Raw genomic sequence first — 15,339 nt, 5'->3', positions numbered from 1 at the left:
CGCGCCGTAGGCTCTCCCCGTGGCCGCACCGACCCTCGACCCCGCGCAGGCGGGGTCCGCCTCCCGGGGTCCGCGGTCCGCCCGGTGGCTGCGGTTGCTGGCCCGGGCGCTGCCGGCGGTCGCCGCCGGTGTGGTGCTCTACCTGAGCTTCCCGCCGCGTGAGCTGTGGTGGCTCGCGCCGCCGGTGTTCGCGGTGCTCGGGGTGGTGCTGCGCGGCGTCCGCGCCCGCCGCGGGTTCCTGCTCGGCTTCCTGTTCGGCCTCGGCTTCCTGGTCCCGCTGCTGAGCTGGACCGGCAGCTTCGTCGGGGCGCTGCCGTGGCTGGCCCTGTGCCTGTTCGAGGCGCTCGCGTTCGGCCTGGCCGGCGCGGGCGTCGCGGTGACCTCCCGGCTGCCGGCCGCGCCGCTCTGGGGCGCCGCCGTGTGGGTCGCGGCCGAGGCGCTGCGCAGCCGGGTCCCGTTCGGCGGGCTGCCCTGGGGGCGGGTCGGGTTCGGCCAGCCCGAGGGTCTCTTCCTGCCCGCGGCGTCCGTCGGTGGCGTGCCGTTGCTGTCGTTCGTGACCGTGCTGGCCGGGCTCGCGCTCGGCGAGACGGTCCGCCGGCTGGCCCGCCGCGAGCTGCGCGCGGCGCTCGTCCCGGCCGTCCTGCTCGTGGTCGCCCTGATGGCCGGCCCGGTCGCCGGATCGGTCCCGCCCACCGTGAACGGCCCGTCGAGGTCCGTCACCGTCGCCGCGGTCCAGGGCAACGTGCCGCGGCTCGGGCTGGACTTCAACGCCCAGCGCCGCGCCGTGCTGGACAACCACGTGCGGGTCACCGAGCAGCTCGCCGCGGAGGTCGCGGCCGGCCGGCAGCCGCAGCCGGACGTCGTGATCTGGCCGGAGAACTCCTCGGACATCGACCCTTTCCGCAACGCCGACGCCGCCGCCGTGATCTCCGAGGCCGCCGCCGCCGTCAAGGCGCCGATCCTGGTCGGCTCCGTGCTGGTGAACCAGGACCGGACGGCGAGCAACACGATCCTGGTCTGGGACCCGGTGCGGGGCCCGGTCGCGCGCAACGACAAGCGGCGCATCCAGCCCTTCGGCGAGTACATGCCGTGGCGGTCGTTCTTCCGGCTCTTCTCCAGCTACGTCGACCGGGCGGGCAATTTCGTGCCCGGTCCCGGCCCGGGCGTGCTGGAGGCTGGTGGCGCCGACATCGGCATCGCGATCTGCTGGGAGATCGCCTTCGACGACCTGGTGGCGGAGAGCGTCTCGGCGGGTGCCACGATGCTCGCCGTCCCCAGCAACAACGCCACCTTCGGCCTGTCGGAGATGACCTACCAGCAGCTCGCGATGTCCCGGGTCCGGGCCGTCGAGCACGACCGCCCGGTCGTCGTCGCGACGACCTCGGGCGTCAGCGCGACGATCACCCCGGAGGGCGCCGTGACCGGCAGTACCGGGCAGTTCGTGCCCGGCACCCTGGTCGCTGTCGAGTCGCTGGAGGACACGACTACGCTGGCCACTCGGCTGCGGTCCGTGCCGGAGTGGGTGCTGACCGCAGTGGGAGTCATGGCGATCGGCGCCGCGCTGCTCACCGGGAGGCGGGCACGCCGGGGTGCGGCCGCCGCGCAGGAGGGGGCGGGGCCCCGCACGGGGCCCGCGGACGCCCCCCGGGCAGGAGAGGACGTCGATGGCTGAGCCCCCGGGACCGGTCCTGGTGGTCATCCCGACCTACGAGGAGCGGGAGAACCTCGGCCGGGTCGTCGCGCGGCTCAACGCGGCCGTGCCCGACGCGGACATCCTGGTCGTCGACGACGCCAGCCCGGACGGCACGGGCGAGCTCGCCGAGGAGATGGCGGCCAAGGACCCGCGGGTGCGCGTGCTGCACCGCGAGGGCAAGAACGGGCTCGGTGCCGCCTACCTCGCCGGCTTCCGGCACGCGCTCAGCGGCGAGCACCAGGTCGTCGTCGAGATGGACGCGGACGGCTCGCACGCCCCCGAGGACCTGCCCGCCCTGCTGGCCGCGCTGGAGGAGGGCCCGGGCGCCGACCTGGTCCTCGGCTCCCGCTACGTGCCCGGCGGCGAGGTCGTGAACTGGCCGGCCCACCGGGAGTGGCTCTCCCGCGGCGCCAACCTGTACGCGCGGATCGCGCTCGGCGCGCATGTCCGCGACATCACCGCCGGCTACCGGGTGTACCGGCGGCAGGTGCTCGAGCAGCTCGACCTCGACTCGGTGATCTCGCAGGGCTACTGCTTCCAGATCGACCTTGCGTGGCGGGCGCTGCAGGCCGGGTTCCGCGTGGTCGAGGTGCCGATCACCTTCACCGAGCGGCAGATCGGCTCGTCGAAGATGGACGCCGCCGTGATGGTCGAGGCGTTCGTGAACGTCGCGCGGTGGGGCTTCGAGCACCGGTTCCGCCGGCTGCTCCCGGCCCGGGGCGGGCGGGACACCGCCGCGGGCGACGGGTCGGTTCGCGCCTGATCATCGCTCGTTAGGCTGCGCGGCATGACCGAGGCCGTGACGAACGCCGAGCGCGAGACGCTGACCTGGGAGCTGTTCGGCACGGCCTCCCGCGAGCTGGCCGAGCAGGTCGCCGAGAGCGGCTATCGGCCGGACATCATCCTGTCCATCGCGCGCGGGGGCCTGTTCGTGGCGGGGGCGCTCGGCTACGCGCTGAACGTCAAGAACCTGCACGTGATGAACGTGGAGTTCTACACCGGGGTGGGGGAGCGGCTGGCGCTGCCGGTCATGCTGCCACCGGTGCCCAACGTCGTCGACCTGTCCGGGGCGCGGGTCCTGGTGGCGGACGACGTGGCCGACACCGGCGCCACCCTGAAGCTGGTCCGGGACTTCTGCGGCGAGCACGTCGCGGACGTCCGGTGCGCGGTCGTCTACGAGAAGCCGCAGAGCGAGGTGCGCTGCGAGTACGTCTGGCGGCGCACCCCGCTCTGGATCAACTTCCCCTGGTCGACACTGCCCCCGGTCGTCCAGGCCGACGTGCTCGACGCCTGAGGGTGCCTAGAGGGCGGCCAGCTCCTGCTCCAGGTCGTCGAGGCCCAGCGAGCCCTGCGACAGCGCGGCCATGTGCCAGGCCTTGAGGTCGAAGTCCGCACCCCGCGCTCGCCTCGCTGCGTCCCGCCCGGCCAGCCACGCCCGCTCGCCGAGCTTGTAGCTGATCGCCTGCCCCGGCCCGCCGAGGTAGCGCAGCAGCTCGCTGTCGAGGAACGCGGAGTCCCGCCCGCAGTAGGTGCCGAAGAAGTCGCGGGCGAGCTCCGGGGTCCAGGTCAGTCCCGCGTGGAGCGGGGAGTCCGCGGGCACCGTCAGCTCGAGGTGCATGCCGATGTCGATGATCACCCGGATGGCGCGCATCATCTGGGCGTCGAGATAGCCGAGCCGCTCGCCGGGATCGGTGAGGAAGCCCAGCTCGTCCATCAGCCGCTCGGCGTAGAGCGCCCAGCCCTCGAGGTTCCCGCTGATCATCCCGGCCGAGGCCTGGAAGGTGGATAGCTTGCCCGCGCAGAGGGCCCACTGGCCGAGCTGCAGGTGATGGCCCGGCACGCCCTCGTGGTACCAGGTGCTCACCAGGTCCCACATCGGGAAGCGGTCGCGGCCGAGGGTGGGCAGCCAGGTGCGGCCGGGCCGGGCGAAGTCGAGCGAGGGCTGCGTGTAGTACGGCGCGGCGGCGCTGCCCGCGGGCGCGATCATGGCCTCGACCCGCAGCAGCTCGGGCGCGAGGTCGACGTGCGTGCCCTGCAGGGCGGCCATCGTGTCGTCCATGATCCCCTGCAGCCGGGTGCGGACCGCCTCGACGCCCTCGACGATCTCGCCGTGCGTCTCGAGGTGCGCCATCGCCGCGCGCGGCGTGGCGCCGGGCAGGATCCTCGCGGCCTCGACCCGCTGCTCGTCGAGGATCCGGTGGAACTCCGACCACGCCCAGTCGTAGGCCTCGCGGGGGTCGAGGTCGGCGCCGGTCCAGCGGCGCACGGCGGCCCGGTAGCGCTCCTCGCCGACGGCGTCGGGCACGCCCTCGGTGCGCGGGCGGTAGTCGCGGACGAGGAACTCCCGCAGCGTGGCGAGGGCGGCGGTGGCGGGGTCCGCGCTGACCTCCGGGAGGCCGGCGTCCGCCGCGAAGGCGGTGAACCAGTCGGCCGCGAGCCAGTCGCCGAACTGGTCGACGACGGCATCGACCTGGCGGGGCGCGGCCGTCAGCCCGCGGGCGGCACCGGCACGCAGGCTCTCGGCGTAGCCCGCGAACGCGGCGGGGACGGCGGCGAGGCGCGCGGCGAGGTCCGAGCGCTCCTCGGCCGTGCCGCTGGGCATCAGGGTGAGCGTGGTGCGCAGGTGCTGGACCGGCCCGAAGAGGATCTGGACGTTGCGGAGGTGTTCGCCGAGGGCCCGGGTGGCCTGCGCGGCGTTGAGGCGTTCGCGGAGCAGCCGGGCGCAGCGGCGTTCGGTGTCGGTCTCCGGCTCGCCGGCGGCGTCGAGGCGGGCGCGGGTGTCCCGGTCGAGGGCGTCGAGCGCCTCCTCGCCGGCGGGGGAGAGGTCGGGGAGGCGGTCCTGGCCGGTGGGCAGGCCCAGTGAGGTCGCGAGCAGCGGGTCGAGCTCGGCGTGCGCGGCGACGTGGGAGTCGGCCAGGTCCCGGATCGTGCGGTCGGACATGAGGTCATCATCTGCCCGCCCCCGGACGCGACGAAGCCGGGCCCCACGGGAGGTGGCCCGGCTTCGTGGTTGCTGCGGCGCGTCCGCCGTTCGCGGATGACCCGTTCGGGAGGGTCAGGCGATCTCGGCGCGGCGCTCGCGGAGCAGGTCGAGGCGCTCGTTGAGCAGCTCCTCCAGCTCCGGGATGGAGCGGCGCTCCAGCAGCATGTCCCAGTGGGTGCGCGGCGGCTTGGTCTTCTTCTGCTCCGGCTGGGCGCCGTCGACCCGGCGGCCGACGCCACCCTGCGGCGACTCCCAGGTCGCCGGGGCCTCGGCGTCGTTCGCGAAGGGCACCTCGAACTCGTGGCCCGAGGGAGACACGTAGCGGACCAGCTGCCGCGGCGCCAGGTCGTGATTCCGGTCGGTCTCGTAGCTGACAGCCCCGAGCCGGCTGCCACGGAGCACGCGGTCGGCCATGCGTCATCCTCCCGTCTTCGGCCGAGGGGGGCACCCCTCGACGGTCACGTCGTCGCCACCCGGTGTAACGTCTGCGATGCAGACCTGCATTCCCGGGGGGAAGCATTCCGCGGGCCGCGCCGACCGTCACCAGACCGTCGGCCACCCGCTCCTGTCCCGGACTCAGAGTGTGGCCCATCAGGCGCGCTGCCACACGCGAATGTGACGTGTCAGCCTTCTGTGACTTAGCTCACCGGCACGGCGCTGAGTGTTTACACAAGGGTGGCTTCCCGTTACCCGGCCACCTCATGCATCAGAATATGCGCAGGTGGGGGTGCTTGCAGCACGAACGGTCGGGCGTCCGAGGATTCCGCCGGTTCAGGCGGAGGTCTCGGGCCGGCGGACCGGCCAGAGCGCGAGCAGTCCGGCCGCGAGCACCACGAGGATCCCGACCGTGCCGGCCCGGTCGGAGCCGAACGCGTAGGTGAAGAAGCCGACCAGGGTGGGCGCAAGGAAGGACACCGCGCGTCCCGTGGTGGCGTAGAGGCCGAACATCTGGCCCTCCTGGCCGGGCGGCGTGAGCCGGGCCAGGTAGGTGCGCGACGAGGACTGCGCGGGGCCCACGAACAGGCACAGCCCCAGTCCGCACACCCAGAACGCCGTCGGGCCGGACAGGAACAGCAGCACCACGCCGCACGCGAGCAGCCCGATCAGCGAGCCGGCGATCACCGCCTTCGGCCCGATCCGGTCGTCGAGCGACCCGCCGGCGAGCGCGCCCAGCGCGGACACGACGTTCGCGGCCACGCCGAAGATCAGCACGTCGCCCGAGCTCAGCCCGTACACGCTCACCGCGATGACCGCGCCGAACGTGAACACCGCGGCGAGGCCGTCCCGGAAGAGCGCGCTGGCGCCCAGGAAGTAGACGGTGTGCGGGCTCGTGCGGTGTAGATCCCGAAGGTCGGTGACGAGCTTGCGGTAGCTCGCGGCGACCCCGAGCCGGGCCGGGCGGTCGACGGCGGGCGGCGCCTCGGGCACCGCGAGGAACAGCGGGATCGCGGACAGCGCGAACCAGGCCGCGGCGACGAGCGCGACGACCCGGACGTTGAGCCCGCCCTCGGTGCTCACCCCGAGCGCGCCGCCCTCGCCGGCGATGAACAGCACGTACACCGCCAGGAGCAGCACGATCCCGCCGAAGTACCCCATGGACCAGCCGAAGCCGGAGACGCGGCCGATCGTGGCGGGTGTGGAGATCTGCCGGAGCACGGCGTTGTAGGAGACCTCGGCGAGCTCGAAGAAGATCGAGCCGAGGGCGAGCAGCAGCAGACCCAGCCAGAGGTAGTGCCAGTCGTCCCGCACCAGGAACAGCAGCGCCATCGACGCGACGGTGGCGGCGGTCCAGATCGCCGTGGAGCGCAGGCGTCGGCCGGCCCGGTCGGCGCTCTGCCCGACCACCGGCGCCAGCAGCGCGATCACCAGGCCGGCGGCGCCGATGGCGTAGCCGAGCCAGCTGTTGGCGTCGACGTCGCCGGGCAGGTCCCGGCCCACCGTGTCCGTCAGGTACACGGAGAAGACGAAGGTGAGCGTGATCGTGTTGTAGGCCGACGAGCCCCAGTCCCAGAACGCCCAGGCGAGGACCTGCCTGCGCGCCGGTGGACCTCCCGCCCGCCCGTCTCCGGTCCGGTCCGCGGGGGCGGCCTCGCTGCTCACCGCGGCAGCCTAGAGCCCGCCGCGGGTCACAGGGCGATCAGGAGGTCCGGCCGGTCGGAGAGCAGCCCGTCGACGCCCATGCCGAGCAGCTCGCGCATCTCCGCCGGGTCGTCGACCGTCCAGACGTGCACCTCGAGACCGGCCCCGTGGGCGCGGGCGAGCAGCCGGTCGTCCACCACCGTGAGCGGACCGAATTGCCGCGGGATCTGGGCGAGGCTCCCGCGGACCCGGGGGAGGACCGGCTCGAGGGTCGACCGGGCGGACGGCGTGGCGTCGAGCCAGGCCCGGGCCCGCAGGCCGAGGACCGCCTCGAACCCCATCGACGTGAACAGCCGGGGCCCGGCCGCGCGGGCCCTCCGGAGCCGGCCCTCGTGGTAGGCGCCCAGGCACACCCGGTCCCAGGCGTCGAGCCGCTCCAGAACGGCGAGGGTGGGCAGCACGACGGCGTCGGACTTGAGCTCGATCGTGAACCGCGTCTCCGGCAGCGCCGACAGCACCGCCTCCAGCCGCGGCACCGGCTCGCGTCCCGCCACCCGGGCGTCCTCGATCACCGCCGCGGGCAGGCGGGAGAGCAGGCCGTTGCCGTCCGTGGTGCGGTCGAGCCTGAGGTCGTGGTGGACCATCGGCACCCCGTCCACGGAGGCGTGCACGTCCATCTCGATGTAGGAGAAGCCCATCGCGACCGCGAGCTCGAAGCCGGCGAGGGTGTTCTCGCAACCCGCGAGCTCGCCGATGTGCCAGCCGCGGTGGGCGTACCGGCGCGGGTAGGGCCCGTCGAGGTACGGGTGCCGGTCCGTCACGCCCGGCACCCTCTCATCCGGACGCGATCACGCGCGACGCGGAAGGCGTTGCCGTTCGGTGAACAGGAGTGGTTCGAGCAGGTCACCGTGCTCGTCGAGGCGGGCCGGCAGGTCGTCGAGGGTGAAGACGAGATCGTCCGGCCTCCGGCAGGCCCGCACCTCGTCCCAGGTGACCGGGGTGGCGACCGTGGGGCGGGCCCGGCCGCGCAGCGAGTAGCTGCCGATCGTGGTCTTGGCGGTGTTGTTCTGGCTCCAGTCCACGAAGACCTTGCCGCGCCGGCGCGCCTTCGCCATCACCGACGTGACGGTGCGGGGGGACTCGTCGGCCAGCCGCTCGGCCACGGCCTTGGCGAACTCGATCGTCTGCTCCGCGCGGCTGACCGTGACCGGCAGGTAGAGCTGCAGTCCCTTGCCGCCCGACGTCCGGGGCCACGCCTCGAGGGCGTCCTCGGCGAGGACCTCGGCGATCCGCAGCGCGACCCGGCAGCACTCGACGATCGTGGTCCCCTCGCCGGGGTCGAGGTCGAAGACGACCAGGTCCGGGGTCTGCCGGCCGCCGCGCGGCCCGACCCGCCACTGCGGCACGTGCAGCTCGAGGGCGGCCAGGTTCGCCGCCCAGGCCAGCCCCTCCTCGCTCTCGAGGACGGGGAAGTCGGCGGACTCCGAGCGCCCGCCGGGCGTCCCGACCCGCTCGGTGCGGATCCAGTCCGGCGCGTGCCGCGACACGTCCTTCTCGAAGAACGACGGCTTCTCGACGCCGTCGGGCCAGCGGACCAGCGTGACCGGGCGGCCCGCGAGGTGGGGCAGCATCACCGGCGCGACCGCGCGGTAGTGCGCCAGGACGTCGGCCTTCGTGGTGCCGGTGAGGGGGTAGAGGATCTTGTGGGGGTTGGTGAGCTTCGCGCGGCCGACGCCGGCCTTCCCGTGCGTGCGCCGCGGCTTCTGCTCGTCGGACTCGCCCACCTCACCCACCTCCACCCAGGTGCCGGACCGCTTCCCGGGCAGGTAGGGCGAGTCCTTCCGCTTGGCGACGACACCCGGCAGCCCCTGCCCGCGCACGGCGTCGAGCACGGCGCGACCGGTGTCGGCGGGGTAGACCGGGGCGAGCCGCCAGTGCGGGCCGGACAGCGCCGGCAGCTCCTCGAGCAGGGCGTGCCGGTCCGCGAAGCCCAGTCCGCAGGTGTCCCGGCCGTCGAGGAAGAGCAGGTCGGAGATCCACAGCTCGCCGCCGCGGGTCAGCTCGGCGTCGAGCAGCAGCGCCGTGGCCCCCACGGCCGGGCCGAGCTCGCCGAGCGTCTTCGCCGGGACCTCCTCGCCGTCCGCGGTCGGCCGGACCCGCCCGCCGTCGATCTCGACGATCACCCGGCGACCGCCGAACCGGACCTGCAGCAGCCAGTCCTCGGGATCGGACGGCAACTCGCCCGGCTGCCCGTGCATCGGCGCGGTGTCATGGGGGAGGGGAGTGCGGTCGGTGCGGTCGGACCGCTTCAGCAGCCACCCGTCCCGGCGCTCCCGGTTGCTCTTGACCAGCACGTACTTCCCACGGGCGCGCTCGCCGTGCAGGGTGAACGCGACCTCGCGGTCGGACCACTTCTCGGCCTCGTAGCGGCCGTGGTCCCAGATCGTCATGGACCCGCCGCCGTACTCGCCGCGCGGGATCTCACCGGAGAACTCCAGGTACTCCAGCGGGTGGTCCTCGGTGCGCACGGCCAGCCGCAGGGTCTCGGTGTCGACCGGCAGGCCCTTCGGCACGGCCCACGAGGCGAGGACCCCGTCCCGCTCCAGGCGCAGGTCCCAGTGCAGGGCGCGGGCGTGGTGCTCCTGGATCACGAAGCGGTCGCCCGGCCCCGTCCGCGCGGGGTCGCTCTCCGGTACGGGCTCCGGGGTGCGCCCGCGATCGCGCTTGCGGCGGTACTCGTCGAGCGGCACGGCGTCAGGTTAGTCCTGTGCAGGCCTTGTCACGGGGTGCGACGATTTGCGAGCATAGCCTTACCTGACGGAAGGCTGGGCTGAATGTACGTCTGCATCTGCTACGCCGTGACGGACGTCGAGCTGCGCAACTGCATCGGCGAGGGCGCCCGCACGGTCGACGAGATCGGCGACGCCTGCGAGGCGGGCACGGGCTGTGGCACGTGCCTCGACACGATCGACGTCCTGCTCGCCGCCGAGCTCGCCCCGTCGGTGATGTCGGAGCTGCCGCTCACCGCCTGACCAGCGGGTCCCGCAGGGACGTTCGCCCAGGTAAGCCTTGCCGTCGCACAGTCCGTCCTTCGTGGCTCCGTGGGTCCCGGACGCACTACCTTTCGTGGCGCCCATCACGCCGGACGACAGGACGATGCCATGCGCGGCGACCCGGAGATCATCTCGCTGCTCAACGAGCAGCTGACCAGCGAGCTGACCGCGATCAACCAGTACTTCCTGCACGCGAAGATGCAGCAGAACTGGGGTCTGACCAAGCTCGCCGCCTACACCCGCAGCGAGTCCATCGACGAGATGCGGCACGCCGAGCGGATCACCGACCGGATCCTGTTCCTCGAGGGCCTGCCGAACTACCAGCGGCTGTTCCAGCTGCGCATCGGCACGAACGTCCGCGAGATGCTGCAGTCGGACCTGTCCATCGAGCTGGAGGTCGTGCAGCGGCTCCGGCCGGGCATCGCGATGTGCCGCTCCAAGGGCGACATCACCACGGCGAACCTGTTCGAGGAGATCCTCGCCGACGAGGAGCACCACATCGACTACATCGAGACGAACCTCGAGCTCATGGACCGCCTCGGCGAGCAGCTCTACCTCGCCCAGCTGGTCGACCAGCCTCCGACACCCGGCTGATTCCGCGTTCCCCTCGCGAGGAGTACGAAGGTCGCGGGGGTGTCCACCCGCGACACCGAGGGGGACCGTGTCATGACCGAGAACCTCAGCGCCGACAGTGCCGACGACAGGGCCGCGGACCGGGCCGGGCATCGCGCGGAACCCCGGGCGGGCGGTCCCGGGCAGCGCCCGGCCGACGCGGTCCGGGCCTTCGCCGGCGCCGTCTGGTGGATGGTGCTGCTGCGCGGCGTCCTGATCGCGCTGTTCGGGATCATCGCGCTGGTGAGTCCGGGGATCGCCCTGCTGACCCTGGTGTTCCTGTTCGGCTTCTACGCGATCCTCGACGGCGTCGTGGCCGTGGTGATGGGGATCCGCGCCCGGAGGACGGCGGCGCACTGGGTGTGGCCGGTCGTGCAGGGCGTCCTGTCCGTGCTGGCCGGCCTGGTCGCGCTCGTCTGGCCGGGCGTCACGGCGCTGGCGCTGCTGTTCGTCATCGCCTTCTGGGCGATCGTCATGGGCGTCGCGGAGATCGCCGAGGCCTTGACGGCGCGACGGGCGGGGGCGCACGCCTGGGGCTGGACGCTCGTCGCCGGCATCGTGAACATCCTCTTCGGTCTCGCGCTGCTCGTCTGGCCGGCCACGGGGATCCTCGCGCTGATCTGGCTCGTGGGCATCTTCGCGCTGATCGGCGGCGTGATCCTGATCGGGTGGGCCTTCCGCATCCGTGCGATCGCCAAGGGTGCGCCGGGTACCCGCTCCTCGGCGGGCCTGGCGTAGCGCCGGAGCACCCGTCCCGTCCCGAGTCGCGGGGGAGCGGGATCGAAGATATGTTCGAAGCATGACCGATCGCGACACCCTGGACCAGACCACCACCCCGGCGGCGAAGGACCCGGAGGACTGGACGACCGGCGACGAGCCGATCACCGGTCCGCAGCGCTCCTACCTGGAGACGCTGGCTCAGCAGGCCGGCCAGGAGCTGCCGGACCTGGACGGCCTGACCAAGGCCGAGGCCTCGAAGCGCATCGACGAGCTGCAGGCCGCCACGGGCCGCGGGCAGTAACCCGGCCGCAACCCGGCAGCGCCCGGGCCGGCCGGGGCCTCGGCCCGGCTCAGCTCGGCCCGTTCCCGGGCGGGTCGAGCCGGACCCGCACGGTCACGCGGCGGCCGTCCCGGGTGGCGACCGCGTGCCCGGTCCGCTCGCCGCCGTCGAGCTCGAGGGTGATCCGGCCCCCGTCGCCGACGAAGTTGCGCCACCACGTCTTGGCGTCCGGGAACTGGACGCCGACGACGAGCTCGTCGCCGGAGCGCCGGTAGCTCACGGGGGTGCGGAAGGTCCGGCCGGAGCGGCGCCCGACGTAGCTGATCATCACGATGCCGCGGCCCACGACGCGGCCCAGGCACGGCGAGGCCGCCAGTGCCGCGACCCCGGCGTTGACGCAGTGGACGGCCTTACGGGTGAACAGCGGAGCGCGCACGCGATCACCGTAGGCCCGCGGAGCTGAGGTCCTTCCAGGCCGGGGAACGTCGATGCACTTCGGTCGGGACCCGTGGCACGATCACCGGCGTGGCAGGCACCACCTCCGAGGCCCAGCGCCTGCGCGACCTCGCGCGGCTGCGCCGTGTCCGCGACCGGATCGACCGCGAGTACGCGCAGCCCCTGGACGTCGAGGCGCTGGCCCGCGGCGTGCACATGTCCTCGGGGCACCTCAGCCGGGAGTTCCGGCGCGCCTACGGCGAGTCGCCGTACTCCTACCTCATGACCCGGCGCATCGAGCGGGCGATGGCGCTGCTGCGGCGCGGCGACCTCAGTGTGACCGAGGTGTGCTTCGCGGTCGGCTGCTCGTCGCTGGGCACCTTCAGCACCCGCTTCGCCGAGCTCGTCGGGATGCCGCCCAGCGTGTACCGGCGCGAGGCGACGGGCGAGCTGGCGGGCATGTCGCCGTGCGTGGCGCGGCAGGTGAGCAGACCGGTCAGGAATCGAGAAGCACGCAGCCCCGAGCCGCACCTAGCGTGATCGCCATGGACATCACGATCTACCAGGCCTTCCTCCCGCACGACGACCACGAGGCCTCGCTGGCCTTCTACCGCGACACGCTCGGCTTCGAGGTCCGCAACGACGTCGAGTACGAGGGGCTGCACTGGCTGACGGTCGGCCCGAAGGACCAGCCCGGCACCTCCATCGTGCTGCACCCGCCGGCCGCCGACCCCGGGGTCACCGACGAGGAGCGCCGCACCATCGCCGAGATGATGGCGAAGGGCACCTACGCCTCCATCAACTTCGCCACGAAGGACCTCGACGGCACCTTCGAGCGGCTGCAGGCCGGCGACGCGGAGGTCGTGCAGGAGCCGACCGCCCAGCCGTGGGGAGTCCGGGACTGTGCCCTGCGCGACCCCGCGGGCAACATGATCCGCATCTTCGAGGTGCAGTGACCTCGGCGATCGACCGACGGCCACAGGGGGACGACGATGAGCATCACCACGACCTCGGACAGCGACACCGGGTCACTCCCGGCGGCGCTGCACGCCGCCGACAGCCACGACCTGATCCGCGTGCACGGTGCGCGGGAGAACAACCTCAAGGACGTCAGCGTCGAGATCCCGAAGCGCCGGTTGACGGTGTTCACCGGCGTCTCGGGATCGGGCAAGAGCTCGCTGGTGTTCGGCACGATCGCCGCCGAGTCGCAGCGGCTGATCAACGAGACCTACAGCGCGTTCGTGCAGGGCTTCATGCCGACGCTGGGGCGCCCGGACGTCGACGTCCTCGAGGGCCTGACCACCGCGATCATCGTCGACCAGGAGCGCATGGGGGCGAACCCGCGCTCCACGGTCGGCACGGTCACGGACGCGAACGCGATGCTGCGGATCCTGTTCAGCCGGCTCGGCGACCCGCACATCGGCTCCCCCCAGGCCTTCTCCTTCAACGTCGCGTCGATCAGCGGCGCGGGCGCGGTGACCGTCGAGAAGGCCGGCCAGAAGGTGAAGGAGCGTCGCGAGTTCAGCATCACCGGCGGCATGTGCCCGCGCTGCGAGGGCCGGGGCGCCGTCAACGACATCGACCTCACGGCGCTCTACGACGAGACCAAGTCGCTCAACGAGGGCGCCATCACCATCCCGGGCTACAGCATGGAGGGCTGGTACGGCCGCATCTACCGCGGCTGCGGCTTCTTCGACCCGGACAAGCCGATCAACACGTTCAGCAGGCGCGAGCTGCACGACCTGGTCTACAAGGAGCCCACGAAGATCAAGGTCGAGGGCATCAACCTGACCTACGCGGGGCTGGTCCCGCAGATCCAGAAGTCGTACCTGTCCAAGGACATCGACGCGCTGCAGCCGCACATCCGTGCCTTCGTCGAACGTGCGGCCACGTTCAGCACCTGCCCGGAGTGCGACGGCACCCGGCTCACCGAGGCGGCCCGGTCGTCGAAGATCAAGGGCATCAGCATCGCCGACGCCTGCGCGATGCAGATCAGCGACCTGGCCACCTGGGTGCGCAGGCTCGACGAGCCGTCCGCGGCGCCGCTGCTGGCGTCACTGGGGGAGACCCTCGACTCCTTCGTCGAGATCGGGCTGGGCTACCTGTCGCTCGACCGGCCGTCCGGCACGCTGTCGGGCGGCGAGGCGCAGCGCACCAAGATGATCCGCCACCTGGGCTCCTCGCTCACGGACGTCACCTACGTCTTCGACGAGCCCACGATCGGCCTGCACCCGCACGACATCCAGCGGATGAACGACCTGCTCCGGGCGCTGCGGGACAAGGGCAACACCGTGCTCGTCGTGGAGCACAAGCCGGAGGCGATCGCGATCGCCGACCACGTCGTCGACCTCGGACCGCACGCCGGCTCAGGGGGCGGCGAGGTGGTGTTCGAGGGCACCGTGGAGGAGCTGCGGGCCAGCGGCACCCTCACCGGGCGGCACCTGGACGACCGGGCGTCGCTGAAGCCGGCGGTCCGCACCCCGGCGGGGGCGCTCGAGGTGCGCGGGGCGGACACGCACAACCTGCAGGCGGTCGACGTCGACATCCCGCTCGGGGTGCTGTGCGTGATCACCGGGGTGGCGGGCTCGGGCAAGAGCTCGCTCATCCACGGCTCCGTCGCCGGGAGGGACGGCGTGGTGGCGATCGACCAGGGGGCGATCCGCGGCTCGCGGCGGAGCAACCCGGCGACCTACACCGGGCTGCTCGACCCGATCCGCAAGGCGTTCGCGAAGGCCAACGGCGTGAAGCCGGCACTGTTCAGCGCCAACTCCGAGGGCGCCTGCCCGACCTGCAACGGCGCCGGCGTGATCTACACCGACCTGGCGATGATGGCGGGCGTCGCCACCACCTGCGAGCTGTGCGAGGGCAAGCGGTTCGACGCCGCCGTGCTCGAGTACCACCTCGGCGGCAAGGACATCAGCGAGGTGCTCGCGATGCCGGTGTCCGAGGCCGTGGAGTTCTTCGGCGCGGGCGAGGCGCGCACCCCGGCCGCGCACAAGATCCTCGAGCGGCTCGCCGCGGTGGGGCTCGGCTACCTGACGATCGGGCAGCCGCTCACCACGCTGTCCGGCGGCGAGCGGCAGCGGCTCAAGCTGGCCACGCACATGGGGGAGAAGGGCGGCGTGTACGTCCTCGACGAGCCGACGACCGGTCTGCACCTCGCGGACGTCGAGCAGCTGCTCGGCCTGCTCGACCACTTGGTCGACTCCGGCAAGTCGGTGATCGTGATCGAGCACCACCAGGCGGTCATGGCGCACGCGGACTGGATCATCGACCTCGGACCGGGGGCCGGCCACGACGGCGGCCGGGTCGTCTTCGAGGGCACGCCGGCCGACCTCGTGGCGAGCCGGTCGACCCTGACGGGCGAGCACCTCGCCGCCTACGTGGACGCCTGAGTCGCCCGCGGGCAGGGCGCCCGGTCGCCCTGGCCGGGTCGGCGGCGTCTCTCCGCGGGGGAGGGGAGGGACGCGCCCGTCCTCCCCGG

The 15,339-nt window shown here is 72.8% G+C and carries 16 protein-coding genes; 10 read left to right on the top strand and 6 right to left on the bottom strand.

Annotation, left to right across the window (positions count from 1 at the left end; all coding sequences use genetic code 11):
• Positions 1–19 precede the first annotated feature (19 nt).
• From lnt to ABD990_RS05000, 3 genes are read left to right on the top strand one after another with little or no spacing between them, the layout of a single operon-like run.
• Positions 20–1,672: an apolipoprotein N-acyltransferase gene (lnt, locus tag ABD990_RS05010; protein ID WP_345378657.1), complete on the top strand. Its 1,653-nt coding sequence runs from the start codon at positions 20–22 to the stop codon at positions 1,670–1,672.
• Complete coding sequence (locus ABD990_RS05005; protein WP_345378656.1) at positions 1,665–2,456, top strand: polyprenol monophosphomannose synthase; 792 nt, start codon at positions 1,665–1,667, stop codon at positions 2,454–2,456. The genes lnt and ABD990_RS05005 overlap by 8 nt, the downstream gene beginning before the upstream one ends.
• Positions 2,457–2,480: 24 nt before the next feature.
• Positions 2,481–2,987: a phosphoribosyltransferase gene (locus ABD990_RS05000; RefSeq protein ID WP_345378655.1), complete on the top strand. Its 507-nt coding sequence runs from the start codon at positions 2,481–2,483 to the stop codon at positions 2,985–2,987.
• Positions 2,988–2,993: 6 nt separating this feature from the next.
• Here the strand turns inward: ABD990_RS05000 and ABD990_RS04995 are convergent, their stop codons facing one another.
• The 5 genes from ABD990_RS04995 to ligD all read right to left on the bottom strand — a co-directional run bounded on the left by ABD990_RS04995 (position 2,994) and on the right by ligD (position 9,505).
• Positions 2,994–4,634, bottom strand: coding sequence for a DUF885 domain-containing protein (locus ABD990_RS04995; protein ID WP_345378653.1), 1,641 nt, complete (start codon positions 4,632–4,634; stop codon positions 2,994–2,996).
• 114 nt (positions 4,635–4,748) lie between these two features.
• Entirely contained in the window at positions 4,749–5,090 is a 342-nt protein-coding gene (locus ABD990_RS04990; protein WP_345378652.1) for an RNA polymerase-binding protein RbpA, read from the bottom strand.
• Between the two features lie 357 nt (positions 5,091–5,447).
• Positions 5,448–6,776 carry an MFS transporter gene (locus tag ABD990_RS04985; protein WP_345378651.1) on the bottom strand — a complete coding sequence of 443 codons (1,329 nt, stop codon included), beginning with the start codon at positions 6,774–6,776 and terminating at the stop codon, positions 5,448–5,450.
• 26 nt (positions 6,777–6,802) lie between these two features.
• Positions 6,803–7,576, bottom strand: coding sequence for a glycerophosphodiester phosphodiesterase family protein (locus tag ABD990_RS04980; RefSeq protein ID WP_345378650.1), 774 nt, complete (start codon positions 7,574–7,576; stop codon positions 6,803–6,805).
• Positions 7,577–7,603: 27 nt separating this feature from the next.
• A complete protein-coding gene (gene ligD / locus ABD990_RS04975) occupies positions 7,604–9,505 on the bottom strand; it encodes a non-homologous end-joining DNA ligase (protein WP_345378649.1) in 1,902 nt (633 codons plus the stop codon).
• Positions 9,506–9,589: 84 nt separating this feature from the next.
• Between ligD and ABD990_RS04970 the strand changes: the two genes are divergently transcribed.
• The 4 genes from ABD990_RS04970 to ABD990_RS04955 all read left to right on the top strand — a co-directional run bounded on the left by ABD990_RS04970 (position 9,590) and on the right by ABD990_RS04955 (position 11,441).
• Complete coding sequence (locus tag ABD990_RS04970) at positions 9,590–9,787, top strand: (2Fe-2S)-binding protein (RefSeq protein WP_345378648.1); 198 nt, start codon at positions 9,590–9,592, stop codon at positions 9,785–9,787.
• A 129-nt stretch (positions 9,788–9,916) separates the two neighbouring features.
• Complete coding sequence (gene bfr, locus ABD990_RS04965) at positions 9,917–10,402, top strand: bacterioferritin (protein ID WP_345378646.1); 486 nt, start codon at positions 9,917–9,919, stop codon at positions 10,400–10,402.
• 72 nt (positions 10,403–10,474) lie between these two features.
• Positions 10,475–11,158, top strand: coding sequence for an HdeD family acid-resistance protein (locus ABD990_RS04960; RefSeq protein WP_345378645.1), 684 nt, complete (start codon positions 10,475–10,477; stop codon positions 11,156–11,158).
• A gap of 61 nt (positions 11,159–11,219) precedes the next feature.
• A complete protein-coding gene (locus tag ABD990_RS04955; RefSeq protein ID WP_345378644.1) occupies positions 11,220–11,441 on the top strand; it encodes a DUF3072 domain-containing protein in 222 nt (73 codons plus the stop codon).
• Between the two features lie 49 nt (positions 11,442–11,490).
• Here ABD990_RS04955 and ABD990_RS04950 read toward each other — a convergent pair whose 3' ends face one another.
• Positions 11,491–11,856 (bottom strand): nitroreductase/quinone reductase family protein, encoded by a 366-nt coding sequence (locus tag ABD990_RS04950; RefSeq protein WP_345378643.1) that lies wholly within the window; start codon positions 11,854–11,856, stop codon positions 11,491–11,493.
• Positions 11,857–11,936: 80 nt separating this feature from the next.
• Between ABD990_RS04950 and ABD990_RS04945 the strand changes: the two genes are divergently transcribed.
• Genes ABD990_RS04945 through ABD990_RS04935 form a run of 3 tightly spaced genes read left to right on the top strand, consistent with a single transcriptional unit; the run spans position 11,937 to position 15,250 of the window.
• Positions 11,937–12,395 (top strand): helix-turn-helix transcriptional regulator, encoded by a 459-nt coding sequence (locus ABD990_RS04945; RefSeq protein WP_425569482.1) that lies wholly within the window; start codon positions 11,937–11,939, stop codon positions 12,393–12,395.
• Positions 12,396–12,400: 5 nt separating this feature from the next.
• Complete coding sequence (locus ABD990_RS04940; RefSeq protein ID WP_345378639.1) at positions 12,401–12,811, top strand: VOC family protein; 411 nt, start codon at positions 12,401–12,403, stop codon at positions 12,809–12,811.
• Positions 12,812–12,847: 36 nt separating this feature from the next.
• A complete protein-coding gene (locus ABD990_RS04935; RefSeq protein WP_345378638.1) occupies positions 12,848–15,250 on the top strand; it encodes an ATP-binding cassette domain-containing protein in 2,403 nt (800 codons plus the stop codon).
• The last annotated feature ends 89 nt before the right edge of the window (positions 15,251–15,339 follow it).

Origin of the sequence: Pseudonocardia yuanmonensis (genome assembly GCF_039542425.1) — a bacterium.
Lineage (GTDB): Bacteria > Actinomycetota > Actinomycetes > Mycobacteriales > Pseudonocardiaceae > Pseudonocardia > Pseudonocardia yuanmonensis.
The sequence above is the reverse complement of the archived record's forward strand: the minus strand, read 5'-3'. Positions and strand labels throughout refer to the sequence as shown.